The 16,961-nt window shown below is 66.1% G+C and carries 18 protein-coding genes, 1 pseudogene and 1 riboswitch; of the genes and pseudogenes, 8 read left to right on the forward strand and 11 right to left on the reverse strand.

What is annotated here, in order from left to right:
- Positions 1-23 precede the first annotated feature (23 nt).
- Positions 24-944, reverse strand: coding sequence for a bestrophin family protein (locus tag K2W61_RS08245; RefSeq protein WP_175135382.1), 921 nt, complete (start codon positions 942-944; stop codon positions 24-26).
- 108 nt (positions 945-1,052) lie between these two features.
- Between K2W61_RS08245 and K2W61_RS08250 the strand changes: the two genes are divergently transcribed.
- Both K2W61_RS08250 and ribB read left to right on the forward strand, forming a co-directional pair.
- Positions 1,053-1,571, forward strand: a complete 519-nt coding sequence (locus K2W61_RS08250) for an SET domain-containing protein (RefSeq protein ID WP_175141907.1) — start codon at positions 1,053-1,055, stop codon at positions 1,569-1,571.
- A 201-nt stretch (positions 1,572-1,772) separates the two neighbouring features.
- Positions 1,773-1,927, forward strand: a riboswitch (FMN riboswitch).
- 109 nt (positions 1,928-2,036) lie between these two features.
- On the forward strand, positions 2,037-2,750 hold the full coding sequence (gene ribB, locus K2W61_RS08255) for a 3,4-dihydroxy-2-butanone-4-phosphate synthase (RefSeq protein ID WP_236755415.1): 714 nt from the start codon (positions 2,037-2,039) through the stop codon (positions 2,748-2,750).
- A 79-nt stretch (positions 2,751-2,829) separates the two neighbouring features.
- Here the strand turns inward: ribB and K2W61_RS08260 are convergent, their stop codons facing one another.
- Positions 2,830-4,041 carry an MFS transporter gene (locus K2W61_RS08260; protein WP_236755417.1) on the reverse strand — a complete coding sequence of 404 codons (1,212 nt, stop codon included), beginning with the start codon at positions 4,039-4,041 and terminating at the stop codon, positions 2,830-2,832.
- Positions 4,042-4,194: 153 nt separating this feature from the next.
- Here K2W61_RS08260 and K2W61_RS08265 point away from each other — a divergent pair, with 153 nt between their 5' ends.
- A complete protein-coding gene (locus K2W61_RS08265) occupies positions 4,195-4,857 on the forward strand; it encodes a TetR/AcrR family transcriptional regulator (protein ID WP_236755419.1) in 663 nt (220 codons plus the stop codon).
- Here the strand turns inward: K2W61_RS08265 and K2W61_RS08270 are convergent.
- From K2W61_RS08270 to panE, 5 genes are all read right to left on the reverse strand, one after another.
- Complete coding sequence (locus K2W61_RS08270) at positions 4,854-5,351, reverse strand: nucleoside 2-deoxyribosyltransferase (RefSeq protein ID WP_236755420.1); 498 nt, start codon at positions 5,349-5,351, stop codon at positions 4,854-4,856. The two genes, K2W61_RS08265 and K2W61_RS08270, sit on opposite strands and share 4 nt — an antisense overlap.
- A gap of 4 nt (positions 5,352-5,355) precedes the next feature.
- Entirely contained in the window at positions 5,356-5,925 is a 570-nt protein-coding gene (locus K2W61_RS08275; protein ID WP_236755421.1) for a flavin reductase family protein, read from the reverse strand.
- 11 nt (positions 5,926-5,936) lie between these two features.
- Positions 5,937-6,389, reverse strand: coding sequence for a nuclear transport factor 2 family protein (locus K2W61_RS08280; protein ID WP_236755422.1), 453 nt, complete (start codon positions 6,387-6,389; stop codon positions 5,937-5,939).
- A 165-nt stretch (positions 6,390-6,554) separates the two neighbouring features.
- A complete protein-coding gene (locus K2W61_RS08285) occupies positions 6,555-7,166 on the reverse strand; it encodes an NAD(P)-dependent oxidoreductase (protein WP_175135390.1) in 612 nt (203 codons plus the stop codon).
- A 165-nt stretch (positions 7,167-7,331) separates the two neighbouring features.
- Positions 7,332-8,258 carry a 2-dehydropantoate 2-reductase gene (gene panE, locus K2W61_RS08290; RefSeq protein WP_175141912.1) on the reverse strand — a complete coding sequence of 309 codons (927 nt, stop codon included), beginning with the start codon at positions 8,256-8,258 and terminating at the stop codon, positions 7,332-7,334.
- 460 nt (positions 8,259-8,718) lie between these two features.
- Between panE and K2W61_RS08295 the strand changes: the two genes are divergently transcribed.
- From K2W61_RS08295 to K2W61_RS08315, 5 genes are read left to right on the forward strand one after another with little or no spacing between them, the layout of a single operon-like run.
- Complete coding sequence (locus tag K2W61_RS08295) at positions 8,719-9,750, forward strand: BMP family protein (protein ID WP_175135392.1); 1,032 nt, start codon at positions 8,719-8,721, stop codon at positions 9,748-9,750.
- Positions 9,747-11,276 (forward strand): ABC transporter ATP-binding protein, encoded by a 1,530-nt coding sequence (locus K2W61_RS08300; RefSeq protein WP_175141913.1) that lies wholly within the window; start codon positions 9,747-9,749, stop codon positions 11,274-11,276. The genes K2W61_RS08295 and K2W61_RS08300 overlap by 4 nt, the downstream gene beginning before the upstream one ends.
- Before the next feature lie 31 nt (positions 11,277-11,307).
- The gene (locus tag K2W61_RS08305) at positions 11,308-12,381 is read left to right on the forward strand and encodes an ABC transporter permease (RefSeq protein WP_236755423.1); all 1,074 of its coding nucleotides are present in this window, start codon (positions 11,308-11,310) and stop codon (positions 12,379-12,381) included.
- A gap of 10 nt (positions 12,382-12,391) precedes the next feature.
- Entirely contained in the window at positions 12,392-13,342 is a 951-nt protein-coding gene (locus K2W61_RS08310; protein ID WP_054418758.1) for an ABC transporter permease, read from the forward strand.
- A 16-nt stretch (positions 13,343-13,358) separates the two neighbouring features.
- Positions 13,359-14,636: an amidohydrolase family protein gene (locus K2W61_RS08315; protein WP_236755424.1), complete on the forward strand. Its 1,278-nt coding sequence runs from the start codon at positions 13,359-13,361 to the stop codon at positions 14,634-14,636.
- Between the two features lie 247 nt (positions 14,637-14,883).
- Here the strand turns inward: K2W61_RS08315 and K2W61_RS27865 are convergent, their stop codons facing one another.
- From K2W61_RS27865 to K2W61_RS08330, 4 genes and pseudogenes are all read right to left on the reverse strand, one after another.
- Positions 14,884-15,267: a DUF6984 family protein gene (locus tag K2W61_RS27865; RefSeq protein WP_419761595.1), complete on the reverse strand. Its 384-nt coding sequence runs from the start codon at positions 15,265-15,267 to the stop codon at positions 14,884-14,886.
- Between the two features lie 95 nt (positions 15,268-15,362).
- Positions 15,363-15,584, reverse strand: a pseudogene (locus K2W61_RS08320) (IS30 family transposase); the annotation flags it as partial.
- A 716-nt stretch (positions 15,585-16,300) separates the two neighbouring features.
- Complete coding sequence (locus K2W61_RS27870; RefSeq protein WP_059268763.1) at positions 16,301-16,498, reverse strand: integrase core domain-containing protein; 198 nt, start codon at positions 16,496-16,498, stop codon at positions 16,301-16,303.
- A gap of 47 nt (positions 16,499-16,545) precedes the next feature.
- Positions 16,546-16,938 carry a hypothetical protein gene (locus K2W61_RS08330; RefSeq protein ID WP_141702692.1) on the reverse strand — a complete coding sequence of 131 codons (393 nt, stop codon included), beginning with the start codon at positions 16,936-16,938 and terminating at the stop codon, positions 16,546-16,548.
- Between the last annotated feature and the right edge of the window lie 23 nt (positions 16,939-16,961).

Here is a 16,961-nt window from a genome sequence, read left to right on the forward strand (position 1 = left end):
AATACGCGACGGCCGCGGCGATGTCAGCGCAGCACGCAATCGACCGGCTGCGCCGGTTCGGGCAGCGGCCGCACGCCCAGCCCGTCCAGCAGGTCAATCTCGATCACCCGCGCCAGCGCCGACAGCGGCAGGTCGTTTTCCTCCAGGCCGAACGGATCTTCCAGTTCGTCGCCCAGCGCGTCCAGCCCGAAGAAGGTGTAGGCGATGATGGTGACCGCCACCGGCATCATGTATTCCAGCGTGCCCACCAGCCCGAACGGCAGCAGCAGGCAGAACAGCCAGGCGGTGCGATGCAGCAGCAGCGAATAGGCGAAGGGCGTCGGCGTGTACTTGATGCGTTCGCAGGCCGCCTGGATCGCCGCGCATTGCGCCACCCGCTGGGTCAGCGCCTGGTACAGGATGTCGGTCAGTTCGCCGCGCCGCAGGCAGGCCGCCAGGTCGCGGTTGATCGCCAGCAGCAACGCGTCAGGCACGTTGCGGTTGCCAGCCAGTGTCTCCAGCTCGTCCGGCTGTACCCACGGCTGCACCGCCGCCAGCATGTCCTGGTCGCGCAGCCGCGCCGCCAGCGCATAACCGAAGCCGATGCAGCGCCGCACCAGCCGCTCCTGCACCGGATTGGCGGTACTGGCCGCCAGCAGCACCGCGCTTTCGCGCGCCAGGCTGCGCGCCTGCACGATCAGGTCGCCCCATTGCTTGCGCGCTTCCCACCAGCGGTCATAGCAGACGTTGTTGCGAAACCCCATGAACACCGACAGCGCCAGCCCGAAAAGGGAAAACGGCACCGCCGACAGATGCGCGGGCGAGAACCCGTGCCGGTGATACATCCACACCACCACGCACGACAACACGGTGATCACCAGGATGCGGCTGAAGATGCGCGGGATGATCGAACCGCGCAAGACAAAGAACAGAGCCAGCGCGGAAGGCCGCGGACGGACAATCATGGTGCGGGTACGGAAAAAACAAGGCGGCGCTCACTATACGCCTGTCATCGTGTCATGAGCGCGCCGATATAATTCTGTTTCGTCTCACCGCCCCACTGCCGCCAATCAATGACCACCGAAGACACCCCCATCAAGCCCTGGTACGTCGTGCGCCGCTCCAAGCTGCACGGCAACGGCGTCTTCGCCGCCCGCAAGATTCCCGCGGGCACCCGCATCATCGAATACGGCGGCGCCCGCATCAGCGCCAAGGAAGCCGATCGCCGCCACCCCACCAACCCCGACGATCCCTTCCACACCTTTTTCTTCGCCCTGAGCTCCGGCCGCGTCATCGACGGCGGCGACAACGGCAATGACGCCCGCTGGATCAACCATTCCTGCGAGCCCAACTGCGAAGCCCAGGAAGGCAAGCACGGCAAGCGCGTCTACATCGTCGCCCTGCAAGACATCCCGCGCGGCACCGAACTGTCGTACGACTACGGCCTGGTCCTGGACGGCCGCATCACCAAGGCCCTGAAAGAAGGCTACAAATGCCTCTGCGGCACCCCGCCGTGCCGCGGCACCATGCTGGCCCTGCCGGAGAAGAAGAAAAAGAAAAAGGCTGAAGCGCAAACCGAAGCCGCGAAGTAATCGAGCGGCGAGGGCGCCAACCGCGCAGCCACGCTGGCTGCGCTCACCCGACACCCGATATCCAGGCCCCCAGCCCCGCTCCCCCGGCGTCCCAAGAACCCCACCCAGACGCCAACAAACCCCCACCCCGAATAAGCATATTCCGCCCCATTCCCAAGACAGGCGTAAAATCCCCGATGTCGTTAACACGACAAACAAGCAGTACGTCTTCAGGGCGGGGCGAAATTCCCCACCGGCGGTATGCCAAGCAATTTGGCGAGCCCGCGAGCGCCCGGCGTCCATCACGGACACCGGGGTCAGCAGATCTGGTGAGATGCCAGGGCCGACGGTCACAGTCCGGATGAGAGAAGATGTGCCGTCACATGACCCCCTGTCCGGGCGCCAAACGCCTGGGCAGACGGTTTGCGTTCGGCTGTCGATGAGCCCTGAAACGTTTTTCGCCCACTTTTTCGCGAGAGCGTTTCAATGTCCAACGTTACCCTTACCCCGCAGTCCCCCAGCCTGGCCGCCCAGCCCTTCGCCGTGCGCCTGCAACGCGCCCTGCATCACCTGCGCCTGGGCCGTCCCGTCATCCTCATGGATGACTTCGACCGTGAAAACGAGGCCGACCTCATCGTCGCCGCCGACAAGCTGACCGTGCCCGTCATGGCCAAGCTGATCCGCGACGGCAGCGGCATCGTCTGCCTGTGCCTGCCCGGCGAAGTGCTCGACCGCCTGGACCTGGCCCCCATGGTCCAGCGCAACCAAAGCCGCTTCGCCACCGCCTTCACCGTCTCGATCGAGGCGCGCGAAGGCGTCAGCACCGGCGTGTCGGCCGTGGACCGCGTCACCACCATCCGCGCCGCCATCGCGCCCACCGCCCAGGCCGACGACATCGTCAGCCCCGGCCACGTCTTCCCGCTGCGGGCCCAGGCCGGCGGCGTGCTGACCCGCCGCGGCCACACCGAAGGCTCGGTCGACCTGGCCACCCTGGCCGGCCTGCGTCCGGCCGGCGTGTTGTGCGAACTGATGAACGCCGACGGCACCATGATGCGCGGCGCCGCGCTCGAACGTTATGCCGCCCAACACGGCCTGGTCGCCCTGACCATCGCCGAACTGGCCGACCACCTGCAGCAGCTGCGCGACGGCCAGGCAGCGCCGGTGGACGACGAAGTGCTGGAAATGGCCGCCACCGTCTGAACGCAAACGGCGCCCGCCGCGGCGGGCGCCGTAACCGTCAATCAGATCGCCCCACGCGCGGCCCTGCGCTGGGCGCAGCCTATGCGGCGGCGGCGCGGCCACGCAGCGCCATCGCCACCAGCATCGCGCCCAGCGCGCACCCGCCGCCCAGCGCATAGACCGCGCCATAGCCCTGCATGCCCGCCAACCAGCCGGCAACGGGGCTGGCGATGCCCAGCGCCACATCCAGGAACGCCACATACGCCCCCATTGCCGCGCCCCGGCTGGCCGGCGGTACGCGCCGCACCGCTTCCACGCCGAACGCCGGGAACGCCAGCGAGTAACCCGCGCCGCTCAACAGCGCGCCGCCGAACGCCCATGCCGGCGTCGGGCCCATCCAGATCAGCCATTGGCCGGCCGCCTCGATCAGCACGCACACCAGCGCCACGCGCGCCCCGCCCAGCTTGTCCGGCAGGCCCGCGAAGAACAGCCGCGCCACGATGAAGCCCACCCCGAACAGGCTGAACATCCAGGCCGCGCCATTCCAGCCGCGCTCGGCGAACAACAGGCTGATGAAAGCGGTGATGACGCCAAAGCCGACGCTGGTCAACGCCAGGCCCAGGCCGGGCAGCACCACCAGGCCCAGCACCCGGTAGAACGGCGTGCGCACACCGCCGGCCGCGGGCGCGCCGCGTTGCGGCAGCACCAGCGCCAACGCCACCACGGGGATGAACACCGTGGCCCAGGCAATGCCGCCAAAACCGGCCGCGCCGTACAGCTGCATGCCGGCGGGCGCGCCCAGCCCGAAGGCGGCGTAGATCGCCACGCCGATCCAGGCCATGACCCGGCCAGCGTGCTGCGGCCCGACGCGGCCCACGCCCCAGCTGAGCGCGCCGGTGACAATCAGGCTCTCGGCGCAGCCCATGATGGCGCGGCCCGCCATCAGCGCGGCCAGCGCCGCGCGCGGTTGCTGCCGCGCCAGGTCGTCGGCCAGCAGGTAGAGCAGGCCGGCGACCGAGCCCAGCAGAAAGCCGCTGACCACGGCGCGCCGGGCGCCGCGACGGTCGGCCAGCGCGCCGGCGTAGGCACGCGACAGCAGCGCCGAGGCAAATTGCAGGCCGGCCACGATACCCACCACCAGCGCGCCCTGCGCCAGCACGCCATCGACGTAGAGCGGCAGCACCGGCATTGGCAGGCCAACCATAAAGAAGCCAACGAACACCGCCAGCGCCAGGGGCAATATCTGCATGAATACGGGGCGCGCGGCCCCGCCGGCCGCGGGCAGCGCCGCGGCCTTCGATGCACTCGACATGAGGATTCCTTGAAGAGGGGGAAAAGCGGCGCCGGGCGGCCGGCTCGCTGTAATCAGCGATGGCATAATCCGCCGGTGCTCGACGCAATTGCATTGCGTATCGAAATTTTATGAGCCCGTACTCAGGTTTGAAACTCGCTTTCCCCGCCGCCCATGACATCCATTCCGCAGCCCCGTAAATCGCCGCGCCAGCAGCGTTCACAGCAAACCGTGGACGCCATTTTGCAGGCGACAGCTCGCGTTCTGGCCGAGCACGGCTACGCCGGCACCAACACCAACCGGATCGCCGAGACCGCCGGCGTCAGCATCGGCTCGCTGTACCAGTACTTCCCCAACAAGAACGCGCTGATCGCGGCGCTGCACGACCGCCACGACCAGCAGATGCTGGCGCTGATCGACCAGGTGCTGGACGGCAACCCCGCAGCCACGCTGCGCGAGCGGGTCGCGGCCATCGTCGCCGCCTCGCTGCGCGCGCACCAGCTGGAGCCGGCGTTGCACCGCGTGCTGGAGCGGGAATTCCCGTTGTTCGACCCGCCGCGCGACCACAGCCGCGCCGACCAGGACATCCACCGGCGCATGCGCCACCTGCTGGAACTGCATCGCGCCGAGATCGCGCAGCCCGACCGCGAGCTGGCCACCTACGTGGTGCTGCGCATCATGGAATCCATGGTGCACGCGGCCGCGCTGGAGCCGCCGGCCGGATTCAGCGCCGGGCAGCTGGAACAGGCGGTGGTGGACGCGGTGATGGGATATCTGGGCATGGCGCCGGCCCGCGCCACGGCCCGGCCCGCCCGCACCCGCAAGACGGCGCGCTAGCCGCGCGCCATGCGCGCCAGGCAGTCGGCGGCGTTGCCCACCACGATGCGGGCGCTGCACGCCAGCATCAGGTTCAGGTTCAAGCCGAAGTCCTCGACGGTGAAGCCTTGCGCGTCCACCGCGCGCGCCGCATCGTCGGCGGCCACGCCCACGGCGACCTGCTCGCGCACGCTGCCAGCCTGCGACGTATAGCCCCACACCGGCTTGCCCAGGGCGATGGCGTAGCCGACCTCGAAGGCCGTGCCCGAGTCGGGTTCGGCGCCACGGAATGTGTTGAGGTTGGCCATCACCAGGTCGGCGCGCCGGATCATCGCCACGTTGGCCTGGTAGATCCATTGCGCCAGCGCCACGCCGGACAGGCCGGCCGGCGGCGCGTTGTCCAGCGGGTAGAGGCCTTCGAAGCCATTCGCGGCCGCCAGCGCCTTGAGTCGTTCGCCGTGCGCCACCGCGTCGGGCAGGAACACGTCGAAGCCGGCGAGGTAGACACGGCGCATGGGCTTACTCCGGGTCGGGGACGGCAAACGCTTCGCCGGTGGCGAAGAACGAACCGCCGGCGACGTAATGCACCGAGCGGCGCGCGTCGTCGTTGAAGTGCCAGCGGTTGCCGGAGAACACGTCGGGCGCGGCCCAGGCCGCCACCACTTCGCCGATGAACAGGTCGTAGGCCTGCTGGTTGTGCGGCTCGGGCACCACCTTGCATTCGAGCCAGCCGAGGCAGCCTTCGATCAGCGGCGCGCCGATCTTGCTGGCGGGGAAGGTGGTCAGGCCGCTGGCCTGGAACTTGTCTTCGTCGCGGCCCGAATGCGAGCCGACCTGCAGGGTGGCCTGGGCCTGCGCGCGCGACGGGATGCACAGCGCGAATTCGCCGGAGGCCTCGATCAGGGCGCGGGTGTAGGTGTTCTTGTCCACCACCACCAGCATCTTGGGTGGGTTGAAATCCAACGGCATGGCCCAGGCCGCGGCCATGACGTTGCGCTCGGCGCCGTCGGCGCTGGTGACCAGCACGGTGGGGCCATGGTTCAGCAGCAGGTAGGCGCGGGGCAGGTCGACGGGTTCGATGGCGGACATGGGCGGGCGGCTCAGAACATGCCGTTCTGGTTGGCGGGGTTGTCGGGGATTTCCTGGCTCACGTCCCAGTGCTCGACGATCTTGCCGTTCTCGACGCGGAAGATGTCGACCACGGCCTGGCCGCGGTCTTCCGGCGATTCCTTCCACAAGTTGTGGATCATCACCAGGTCGCCCTCGGCGATGACGCGCTTGATGTCGACGCTGGCCTGCGGGTGCTGTTCGAAGTACCGGGGAAAGAAGTCCAGCATCGGCTCGACGCCATCGCGCATGTAGGGATTGTGCTGGATGTAGGGCTTGCCGAGGTACAGGCGTGCCGCCTCGTCGATCTCGCGGTCCTGGAACATCATGCGGAAGAAGGCCATCACGATGTCCTTGTTGGACTGCGGCGCGGCCGCCTGGACCGGCGCCACACAGCTGGCGGCCAGCAACAGGCAAAAGACCAATGATTTCAACTTCATGCTCATGCGAACGACTCAGGGTAGGGCCGCCGGCTGGCGGTTTGCCAGTTTACAAACAAAACCGGCCGATTCGACCCTACCGCGACCACGGCATTCGCCTGAGAATGACACGGCCGCCCGCCGCGCGGGCAGGCCGTGCCAGCCCTGCGCCGCAAAGCGGCGCGGACCGGCTCAGTAGCCGACGGTGAAGCGGCGGCGCGAGTGCTTGGGCGCTTCGATCTCGTCGGCCAGGGCGATGGCGTAGTCTTCCATCGAAATCCAGCTCTTGCCGTCGGCATCGGCCAGCAGGCTGTCGTCGCCCAGGCGGAAGGCGCCGGTGCGCTCGCCCGGCTCGAACAGCGCCGACGGCGACAGGAAGGTCCAGTTCAGCACGCTTTCCTGGCGCAGCGTGTCCAGGAACACCACGCCGGCACGGGCCTCGGGCTTGTAGGCGTCAGGAAATTCCGGGGTGTCGATCAGCATCTTGCCGGGCGCGACTTCCAGGCTGCCCGCGCCACCGACCACCAGCAGGCGCGGCACGCCGGCGTCCTTGACGGCGGCCAGCAACGGCTTGGCGTCGGTCGAGACAAAGCGCGAGGCGCTGATGACGGCATCATGGCCCTTGAGCAGCGGTGTGAGCGCCTGCGGGTCGGTGGCATCGCCCTGCTGGACGGTCAGGCCGGGCTGGGGATTGACGTCGCCCGGGTTGCGGGCGATGCCCGTGACCTGGTGGCCGCGCTTGAGCAGTTCGTCCGCCACGCGCGAGCCGACACGGCCCGTGATTCCGATCAATGCGATTTTCATGGTCTTGCTCCTGGAAGGTGGGCTCCGGACGGTGGCCGCGACGCGCGGCGCTGTGCGGTCCGGAGCACAGGCAAAGCCATACTATTCGGCCGGATCGGATCCAGGAACCCACGGACACGGAAGAATTTTTTGCAATCCATGCACCAATGGGTTCCGGTCACGGCATCAGGCCGCGGCGCGTTGCGCCTGGTAGACCTGCAGGTGGGCGTAGGCGGTGCGCAGGGTGGTGGCGTCCACCCCCAGCATGCGCGCGCGCCGCACCATGTCGCCGACGATGTGGTCGGCCTCGACCGGCAAACCCTGGCGCAGATCGCGGAACATCGAGGCGGTCATGGGCTGGGACGGGTCGGTCAGGATCTTGAGCGCATTCGCGTCGGCCTCGGGCCGGACCGCGTGGCCGCTGGCGGCGGCCACCGCCTGCGATTCGCGCAGCAGGCCGCGCATGATGTCGGCGCCGTCGTCGGTGGACGCGATCTGGCCGACCGTGCCGCGCATCAGGCAGGTGGCGGCGGCCAGCGTCGTCAGGAACACGTATTTTTCCCAGATGTCCTGGTAGATGTCTTCGCTCAGGCGGCTGACGTACTCGCCGCCGGCCAGGGCCTCGGCCAGCGCTTCGCAACGGGCGCTGCGGGCCGGGCCGGCGCGTTCGCCGAAGACGATACTGGCGTGCTTGCCCAGGTGCACCACCTGGCCTTCGGGGCCGAGCGTGGCGTTGATCTGGCACAGGCCGCCCAGCACGCGGTGCGGTTCGAATTCGCGGTCCAGCACGTCGTACTGAAGCACGCCGTTCATGATGGGCAGCACCGCGGTGTCCGGGCCGACGGCGGGGCGGATGGCGTCGATGGCGCTTGGCAGGTCATAGGCCTTGCAACTGAGCACCACCACGTCGTAGAAGCCTTTGAGCGTGTCGGCGGTGACCAGCTGCGGTTGCAGCGTGGCGTCGCCGAACGGGCTTTCGATGCGCAGTCCCTGCTGGCGCAGGCGCGCGGCGCGGGCCTCGCGCACCAGGAAGGTTACGTCCGCGCCCGCCTGGGCGGCGCGGCCGCCGAAATAGCCGCCGGTTCCGCCGGCGCCCAAGAACAACAACTTCATGCCTGTCTCCCTGGCCCGTCAAAGGCGCGGGCCGATGGAGCGATTATGCCCCCGTGGCAAAACCAGGCGCGGGCCGGCGCCGCCAGGATGCCCACGGCCCGGACAGACGGCGGCGGCCGGCGGCGCGCCGCAACCCTATGTCCCATGCGCAAAAGTGTCCACGCACCGCAACGGTGCGCACCGTGCTGGTGCCACGCTTGCCCGCCAGGGTGCCTATAATCGCGCCCGGCCATCCGGATTCCCCCGACTTGTCGCGGGGACACCCCATGGCATACAACTTGCTTGGCCAGGACAGGCCGCGAACCCGCCATTCGGACGGGGCGCGCCGCCCCGGCGCCCCCCATCCGATGACCGATCCCACGCCTTCGTTCCCGCCCGCCCACGCGTGCCGCACCGCGACGCCCGGACATCGCGGCCATCCCTCTCATTCCCTTTCCATCCCCGCGAAGGAGACTTGCGCATGAAATCCCTTTCCCTCCCGGCCGCCGGCGGCATTGCCCGCCGTGGCCTGCTGAAGCTGGCCGCCGCCGCCGCCGGCGCGCTGCTGCTGTCGGCCGGCGCCCAGGCCCAGGCGCCCGCCAAGACCAAGGTCGCCGCCATCTACACGGTGCCGGTCGAACAGCAATGGGTATCGCGCATCCACAAGGCGCTGACCGCCGCGCGCGACCGGGGTGAAATCGAATACACGTTCTCGGAAAACGTCACCAACGCCGACTACGAGCGCGTCATGCGCCAGTACGCCGAGCAGGGCAACAAGCTGGTGGTGGGCGAGGCCTTCGCGGTGGAAGCCGCCGCCCGCAAGGTGGCCAAGGACTACCCGCAGACCGCCTTCCTGATGGGTTCGTCCGGCAAGCCGCAGCAGCCCAACTTTTCGGTGTTCGACAACTACATCCAGGAACCGGCCTACCTGACCGGCATGATCGCCGGCGGCATGAGCAAGACCGGCAAGATCGGCCTGGTGGGCGGCTACCCCATCCCCGAAGTGAACCGCTTGATGCAGGCCTTCATCGCGGGCGCCAAGGAAATCAATCCCAAGGCCGAATTCACCGTGACCTTCATCGGCTCGTGGTTCGATCCCCCGAAGGCCAAGGAAGCCGCCTTCGCCATGATCGACAAGGGCGCTGACGTCCTGTACGCCGAACGCTTCGGCGTGTCGGACGCCGCCAAGGAACGCGGCAAACTGGCCATCGGCAACGTCATCGACACCCAGCCGCAGTACCCCGAAACCGTGGTGGCCTCGGCCCTGTGGAGCATGGAGCCAACCATCGACGAGGCGCTCAAGCAGGTCAAGGCCGGCACCTTCAAGGCCGCCGACTTCGGCCAGTACTCGCTGATGAAGTACAAGGGTTCGTCGCTGGCGCCGCTGGGCACCTTCGAAAACAAGATCCCCGCCGACCTGATCGCCAAGGTGCAGGCCAAGCAGAAGGCCATCCTGGACGGCAGCTTCAGCGTGCAGGTCAACGACAAAGAACCCAAGTCCTCGGCACGATGAACCAAGCGCCTCTCGCCCTGCGGCTGGCAGGGATCACCAAACGCTTCGGCAGCCTGACGGCCAATGACGATGTCTCGCTGACGCTGGCGCAAGGCGAAGTGCTGGCCCTGCTGGGCGAGAACGGCGCCGGCAAATCGACCCTGGTGTCGATCCTGTTCGGCCACTATGTGGCCGACGCCGGCAGTATCGAAGTCTTCGGCCAGCCGCTGCCTCCTGGCCGGCCCGACGCCGCGCTGGCGGCGGGCGTGGGCATGGTGCACCAGCACTTCACGCTGGCCGACAACCTGACCGTGCTGGACAACATCATGGTCGGCACCGAATCGCTGTGGAAGCTGGCCTCGGGCCGCGGCCCGGCGCGCCGCCGACTGGTCGAGCTGGGCCAGCGCTTCGGACTGGGGGTGGACCCGGACGCGCGCGTCGGCAGCCTGTCGGTCGGCGAGAAGCAGCGCGTGGAAATCCTCAAGGCGCTGTACCGTGGCGCCAAGGTGCTGATCCTGGACGAACCCACCGCCGTCCTGACGCCGCAGGAAGTGCAGGACCTGTTCGCCACGCTGCGCGGCTTCGTCGACGAGGGCCTGGCCGTCATCTTCATTTCGCACAAGCTGGACGAAGTCATGGCCGTGTCGCGCCGCGTCGCGGTGCTGCGCCAGGGCAAGCTGGTGGCCGAGCGCGACACCGCCGCCACCACGCCGGCCGAACTGGCCGAGCTGATGGTGGGCCGCAAGGTCGCCATGCCGCACGCCGAGGCCATGGCGGCGGCCGGCCAGGCCGCCCCCGTGGTCACGCTGTCCCAGGTCACCGTGCGCGACCCGCGCGGCGGCGCGCCGCGCCTGGACAACCTGGACCTGGTGGTGCACAAGCACGAAATCGTCGCCATCGCCGGCGTCGCCGGCAACGGCCAGCAGGCGCTGGTGTCGGTGCTGACCGGCCTGCGGCAACCGTCCGACGGCGCCATCCGCCTGGGGCCGGAACACGCGGCCGCGCCCACCACGCCGGCCGGCTGGACCGCCGCGCACGTGGGCCGCATCCCCGAAGACCGCCACGGCGAAGGCATGATCGGCGACAGCCCCCTGTGGGAAAACGCCATCGTCGAAGACCTGAAGGACCCGCGCTTCTCGCGCTTCGGGCTGATCCGCGCCAAGGCCGGCCGCGCCTACGCGGCGGCGCTGGCCAAGCAGTTCGACGTGCGCGCCGCCTCGCTCGACGTGCGCACCCGCAGCCTGTCCGGCGGCAACATGCAGAAGCTGATCCTGGGCCGCACCCTGGCGCGCGAACCGCGCTTCATCGTCGCCGACCAGCCCACCTGGGGCCTGGATATCGGCGCGGTCGCCTACGTGCGCGAACAGTTGCTGGCTGCGCGCCGCCGCGGCGCCGGCATCCTGCTGGTGTCGGAAGACCTGGAGGAGATCTTCGCGCTGGCCGACCGCATCGCCGTGCTGTGCGGCGGCAAGCTGGTCGCCGACAAGCCGGTCGCGCAATGGACGCCCGCCAGCGTCGGCCTGGCCATGACGGGCACGCGCGCCTGACGCCGCGCCCCTTCTACTGAGCATTTCTCGAATGAAACTGATCCTGGAACGCCGCCCCGAGCCCAGCCGCGCCGCGCTGGCGCTGGCCCCGATCGCGGCCATCCTCTTTACGCTGGCGGTGTGCACGCTGCTGGTGGCCTGGGCCGGCGCGCCGGTGGGCCGCACCTACGCGCTGCTGTTCGAAGGCGCGTTCGGCTCCAAATTCGCGCTGTCCGAAACCCTGACCCGCGCCACGCCGCTGATGCTGACCGGGCTGGCCTGTGCCGTGGCCTTTCGCGCGCGCTTCTACAACATCGGCGCCGAGGGCCAGCTGTACCTGGGCGCACTGGCGGCGGTGGCGGTGGGCGGCCTGCATGACGGCACCGGCTTCGACCTGCCCGTGCCGGTGCTGTTCGGCGGCATGATGCTGGCGGCGGCGCTGGCCGGCGCCTTGCTGCTGCTGATCCCGGCCCTGCTCAAGACGCGCCTGGGCGTGGACGAAGTGGTGACCACGCTGCTGGGCAACTTCATCGTGCTGCTATTCGTGTCGATGATGCTGGACGGCCCCATGAAAGACCCGATGGCCATGGGCTGGCCGCAATCGGTGGCGCTCAATCCCGACCTGGAACTGGGCAAGCTGATCGAACGCACCCGCGCCCACACCGGCCTGCTGTGGGCCGCCGGCCTGGCGCTGGGCCTGTGGCTGCTAAACCGCTATACGGTGTTCGGTTTCCAGATGCGCGCGGTCGGCGCCAACGCCCACGCCTCGCGCTTTCTGGGCCTGCCGGTGAACCGCGTGATGCTGGGCACCGCCATGCTGTCGGGCGCGCTGGCCGGGCTGGCCGGCGCCATCGAGGTGGCCGGGCGCACCAGCTACGTCACGCTCGACATGTCGCCGGGCTACGGCTACACCGGCGTGGTGGTGGCCATGCTGGCGGGCCTGCATCCGCTCGGCGTGATTCTGGCCAGCATCTTCGTGGCCGGCATGCTGGTGGGCGCGGACAGCATGAGCCGCGCCATCGCGGTGCCGAACTACATCGCCGACGTCATCGTCGCCACATCGTTGCTCGCCATGCTGGTCGCGACGCTGTTCGCGCAGTACCGCCTGCGCCGCAACCGGGCTTGAGGAGCACGCCATGGAATGGATGGACCTGTTGAGTTCCGCGGCCTTCTGGGTCGCGGTGTTGCGGCTGGCGACGCCGCTGATCCTGGGCACGCTGGGTGTGCTGCTGTGCGAGCGCGCCGGCGTGCTGAACCTGGGCATCGAAGGCATCATGGCCGCCGGCGCCTTCACCGGCTGGCTGGTGGTATACCTGGGCGCACCGCTGTACGTGGGCGTGCTGGCGGCCGCGCTGGCGGGCGCGGTGTTCGGCTTGCTGCACGCGGTGCTGACGGTGCCACTGGGCCTGTCGCAGCACGTCTCGGGCCTGGGCGTGACGCTGCTGGCCACCAGCCTGAGCTACTTCGCCTACCGCGTCACCTTCCCCAGCGTGAACACGCCGCCCACCATCACGCCGTTCGCCGAAATGAAATTCCTGGACGGCATTCCGCTGATCGGCCCGGTGCTGGCCGGGCAAACGCCGATGACGCTGCTGGCGCTGGCCGCGGTGCCGATCCTGGCCTGGGTGCTGAACCGCACCCCGGTCGGCCTGGCGATCCGCATGGTGGGCGAGAACCCCGCCGCGGCCGAAGGCCAGGGCCTGTCGGTAACCAAACTGCGCATGGGCGCCATCGTCGCCGGCTCGGCACTGATGGGCGTGGCCGGCAGCTTCCTGACACTGGCGGCCTTCAACGCCTTCTTCTTCAACATGGTCAACGGCCGCGGCTGGGTCTGCGTGGCGCTGGTGGTGTTCGCCTCGTGGCGGCCCGGCAAGGCGCTGCTGGGCGCGTTGATCTTCGCCTTCTTCGACGCGCTGCAGCTGCGGCTGCAGCAGGGCGGGGCGGCGTTGCCGGGCCTGCCCGAGCTGCCCTATCAGGTCTACCTGATGCTGCCCTATATTCTGTCCATCCTGGCCCTGGTGGTGATGGCGCGCCGCGCCGCCTACCCGCAGGCCCTGATGAAGCCCTACCGCAAGGGCGAACGGTAATCCACAAGGTTTGACTATGCTCGATCTGATCCTCAAGCACTGCACGCTGCCCGACGGCCGCCAGCACATCGACATCGGCGTGGCCCAGGGCCGCATCGTGGCGCTGGAACCGGCGCTGAAGGCCGAGGCCGCGCAGACCATCGACGCCGCCGGCCAGTTGGTGACTTCGCCGTTCGTCGACGCCCACTTCCACATGGACTCGACGCTGTCATTCGGCCTGCCGCGCGTGAACCAGTCGGGCACGCTGCTCGAAGGCATCGCGCTGTGGGGCGAACTCAAGCCGCTGCTGACGCAGGAAGCGCTGGTCGAACGCGCGCTGGCCTATTGCGACTGGGCGGTGGCGCGCGGCCTGCTGGCGATCCGCTCGCACGTCGACGTGTGCGACCCGCGCCTGCTGGCCGTGGAAGCGCTGCTGCACGTGCGCGAGCAAGTCAAACCATACCTGGACCTGCAACTGGTCGCCTTCCCGCAGGACGGCGTGCTGCGCGCGCCGGGCGCGCTCGACAACCTGAAGCGCGCGCTGGACATGGGCGTGGACGTGGTCGGCGGCATTCCGCACTTCGAGCGCACCATGCAGGACGGCGCCGAATCCGTGCGCATCCTGTGCGAACTGGCCGCCGAGCGCGGCCTGCGCGTCGACATGCACTGCGACGAAAGCGACGACCCGCTGTCGCGCCACATCGAGACGCTGGCCTATCACACGCAGCGCCTGGGCCTGCAAGGCCGTGTCACGGGTTCGCACCTGACCTCGATGCATTCGATGGACAACTACTACGTGTCCAAGCTGATCCCGCTGATGCGCGAGGCCGGCGTGTCCGCCATCGCCAACCCGCTCATCAACATCACGCTGCAAGGCCGCCACGACACCTATCCGAAGCGCCGCGGCATGACGCGCGTGCCCGAGCTGCTGGCCGCCGGCGTGCCGGTGGCGTTCGGCCACGACTGCGTGATGGACCCCTGGTACAGCCTGGGTTCAGGCGACATGCTGGAAGTGGCGCACATGGGCCTGCACGTGGCGCAGATGACCGGCCAGGATGCGATGCGCGCCTGTTTCCAGGCCGTCACGGCCACGCCGGCGAAGATTCTTGGCCTGGACGAGACCGGGCTGGAAGTGGGCAAGCGCGCCGACATGGTGCTGCTGCAGGCCCGCGACCCGGTCGAAGCGCTGCGCCTGCGCGCCACGCGCCTGATGGTGCTGCGCGCCGGGCAGGTCGTGGCGACGACGCCGCCGGCGACGGCGACGTTGAATCTGCCGGGGCGGCCGGGGCGGGTGAGTTTTCAGATGGTGGGGTGAGTGATCGGGCTGGTCGGCGTAGTCTGACTCAAGCTGACCGGCCTCTGCGAAAACCCGGGATGTTCATTTCGCACCAATGGCTCAATAGGAGCCATCTCGTGAACCTCCCGTAAAAGATCTCGACGAGTTTGAGACCTTGCAGTTCCAGTTGAGTAACCACAAATGGAAATGCTCATTCTAGAACATCGGGAATCAACACACGGCATACGGGCTTAGCCATTATCTACTCTCAGAAAAGACCTTGACGTTACCTTCGAAAAATATCTTTGTTGCAAGGTTGATTGCTGTTGGCATCGTGTTTTTTCGACAGTACTGGGAACCGTCTCGGCGGAGAGAAATCGACTTTCCACACATCAAGCTCATATATGTCTCCATACTCATCCAGATTAATTGCCACCCGAACGGGAACCCCATCGCTATCTACGAATTCTCTGTCGATTAGTCTCTTAGCGAAATGACGGGACTTCGAATCAGAATAATGAAATCGTAGACTTCCCATCCCCCCGTCGTCCATTTCTTCAACCAAAACCTGATTGAGAGACTCAACAAGCTGTGTTGCTTGGAGACTTTCCATCATTAGCGCAGTTAGCAGCGCTCTCTCTTTATCTTTCAATAATCTTAAAGTCCGCATGCTTATCTCGCTGGTGTAATGCGTCCGACGTTAATCGTGCCGGTGGGGAATTTGTAGGGTAATCCCCCATTTATAGCGATTGTGGATTCAGACGGTCAGCGCAACATTGCGTCCAGCGCTTCAGCCGGGGTCTTGAATCCCAACGTTTTTCTGGGCCGGGAGTTTAGCTTGGCGGCAACTGCATCAAGCTCGCACTGCGTATAGTTTGCCAAGCCTGTTCTTTTTGGGAAGTACTGGCGTAGCAGGCCATTCGTATTTTCGTTGGTGCCTCGCTGCCAGGGGCTGCCCGGATCGCAGGAGTAAACGACCATGTTGGTAGCAATATCCTAGGCGAGATGCCTCCGTGGTACAGGAGATATGAATAGACAGTCGCAGGAGGCTTAGATATGTCGCGCGCAATGGAGCTCATCGGGGTCCCCTTGCGCCATAGCTCCCAAATCCTAGACTTCCTCTCCGTAGTCATGGCGCCGTAAATACTGACCATTGCACACCTCTATCCATCAGGCTTTCAATAGGGTGTTGCACTGACCGTCTGAATCCACAGGTACTAAAAACTGGGTTAGGGTCATCGTGGCTCGATTTAGAACTCGGTTCCTTTTTCACCAACTTATTGGTGAGAAGCTAAAGTCTTAGTCGCCTGATGCAAAGCAATCATAAGGTCCTCAAGCTTGAAATTCCATTTTCCTCCCGCAATGGGGGGGTAAATTTCTATTTCGATTGGTCTCCCTGGCTCATTTGATACCTCAGCCAACTGACGCGATCCCGCCCAAATCTCGAATACACAATTCTCTCGATCTGGGGGGCTTGTTATCACAGTAGATAAAATATTCATGGCTTCGGAGGCTCCAAAAAAACCAATAAATTTTCCATTCGAATCGTAGCGAAGCCACGTCCATCGGGGGCAATCACATGGTAATCCCCCTATTTTTAGCTATTGCCAGAAGTAGGAACGCTACGCGGCCATGGCCAACCGCTGTTTTAGGGTAAATCCGCCCAGAGCCATATTTGGGCGCTCGTGATAGTAGGACCACATTCACTGCGTGGCGACGCGCTGTACGTGGTCCAGATCGTCCCAGTGATATTGGGACAGCCATTCGTAGCGCACGGTCCTGTTAAACCATTCGACGTAGGCATTCTGTTGTGGCTTGCCCGGCTGGATGTATTCGAGCTTTATGCTCCATACCCCGGTCCACTCGACAATTGCCGCGCTCAGATATTTTCTCTTTTTCATTTTCACCCCGCCCTATTTTGGCGACACCAACCCATAGGCCCCATTGCTCACTTATCACACAAACATACGACTTCAGCCCCCCAGGAGGGCTCTAAAAAAAACAGTCTAAAACTCCCGTCTCTAACTCCCACTTTAATTTCATCCATAGCACCATCATCTATTAATCGAGTGCCATCCGATAACGTGTACAGCCACTCAACTTTATTATCAAGGCACATGGAAGAGTTAGACCCAACAAGAGTGGAATCAAAAACGCGCGACACCACATTTTGCCAAATAAAATCACAAACCCTAATAAATCTAACCTTCTCTAAAACCACCTCCCTTCTGACACCATTAACAAGCTTAAAAGAAAGAATCACACGATCATCGGATGAGTAGTCAACCCCTACAAACCTTGCATCATGAAAATCAGCATACGTCGATAACATTTCTTTCATACATACCTCAGCAATTACCAAGT

It is taken from the genome of Achromobacter pulmonis (assembly GCF_021733725.1).
GTDB classification, from domain to species: domain Bacteria; phylum Pseudomonadota; class Gammaproteobacteria; order Burkholderiales; family Burkholderiaceae_B; genus Achromobacter; species Achromobacter pulmonis.

Bases quoted from the DNA above. Each gene is read 5' to 3' on its own strand.
- K2W61_RS08245 (WP_175135382.1), bottom strand. From the start codon at position 944: ATGATTGTCCGTCCGCGGCCTTCCGCGCTGGCTCTGTTCTTTGTCTTG.
- K2W61_RS08250 (WP_175141907.1), top strand. From the start codon at position 1,053: ATGACCACCGAAGACACCCCCATCAAGCCCTGGTACGTCGTGCGCCGC.
- ribB (WP_236755415.1), top strand. From the start codon at position 2,037: ATGTCCAACGTTACCCTTACCCCGCAGTCCCCCAGCCTGGCCGCCCAG.
- K2W61_RS08260 (WP_236755417.1), bottom strand. From the start codon at position 4,041: ATGTCGAGTGCATCGAAGGCCGCGGCGCTGCCCGCGGCCGGCGGGGCC.
- K2W61_RS08265 (WP_236755419.1), top strand. From the start codon at position 4,195: ATGACATCCATTCCGCAGCCCCGTAAATCGCCGCGCCAGCAGCGTTCA.
- K2W61_RS08270 (WP_236755420.1), bottom strand. From the start codon at position 5,351: ATGCGCCGTGTCTACCTCGCCGGCTTCGACGTGTTCCTGCCCGACGCG.
- K2W61_RS08275 (WP_236755421.1), bottom strand. From the start codon at position 5,925: ATGTCCGCCATCGAACCCGTCGACCTGCCCCGCGCCTACCTGCTGCTG.
- K2W61_RS08280 (WP_236755422.1), bottom strand. From the start codon at position 6,389: ATGAGCATGAAGTTGAAATCATTGGTCTTTTGCCTGTTGCTGGCCGCC.
- K2W61_RS08285 (WP_175135390.1), bottom strand. From the start codon at position 7,166: ATGAAAATCGCATTGATCGGAATCACGGGCCGTGTCGGCTCGCGCGTG.
- panE (WP_175141912.1), bottom strand. From the start codon at position 8,258: ATGAAGTTGTTGTTCTTGGGCGCCGGCGGAACCGGCGGCTATTTCGGC.
- K2W61_RS08295 (WP_175135392.1), top strand. From the start codon at position 8,719: ATGAAATCCCTTTCCCTCCCGGCCGCCGGCGGCATTGCCCGCCGTGGC.
- K2W61_RS08300 (WP_175141913.1), top strand. From the start codon at position 9,747: ATGAACCAAGCGCCTCTCGCCCTGCGGCTGGCAGGGATCACCAAACGC.
- K2W61_RS08305 (WP_236755423.1), top strand. From the start codon at position 11,308: ATGAAACTGATCCTGGAACGCCGCCCCGAGCCCAGCCGCGCCGCGCTG.
- K2W61_RS08310 (WP_054418758.1), top strand. From the start codon at position 12,392: ATGGAATGGATGGACCTGTTGAGTTCCGCGGCCTTCTGGGTCGCGGTG.
- K2W61_RS08315 (WP_236755424.1), top strand. From the start codon at position 13,359: ATGCTCGATCTGATCCTCAAGCACTGCACGCTGCCCGACGGCCGCCAG.
- K2W61_RS27865 (WP_419761595.1), bottom strand. From the start codon at position 15,267: ATGCGGACTTTAAGATTATTGAAAGATAAAGAGAGAGCGCTGCTAACT.
- K2W61_RS27870 (WP_059268763.1), bottom strand. From the start codon at position 16,498: ATGAAAAAGAGAAAATATCTGAGCGCGGCAATTGTCGAGTGGACCGGG.
- K2W61_RS08330 (WP_141702692.1), bottom strand. From the start codon at position 16,938: ATGAAAGAAATGTTATCGACGTATGCTGATTTTCATGATGCAAGGTTT.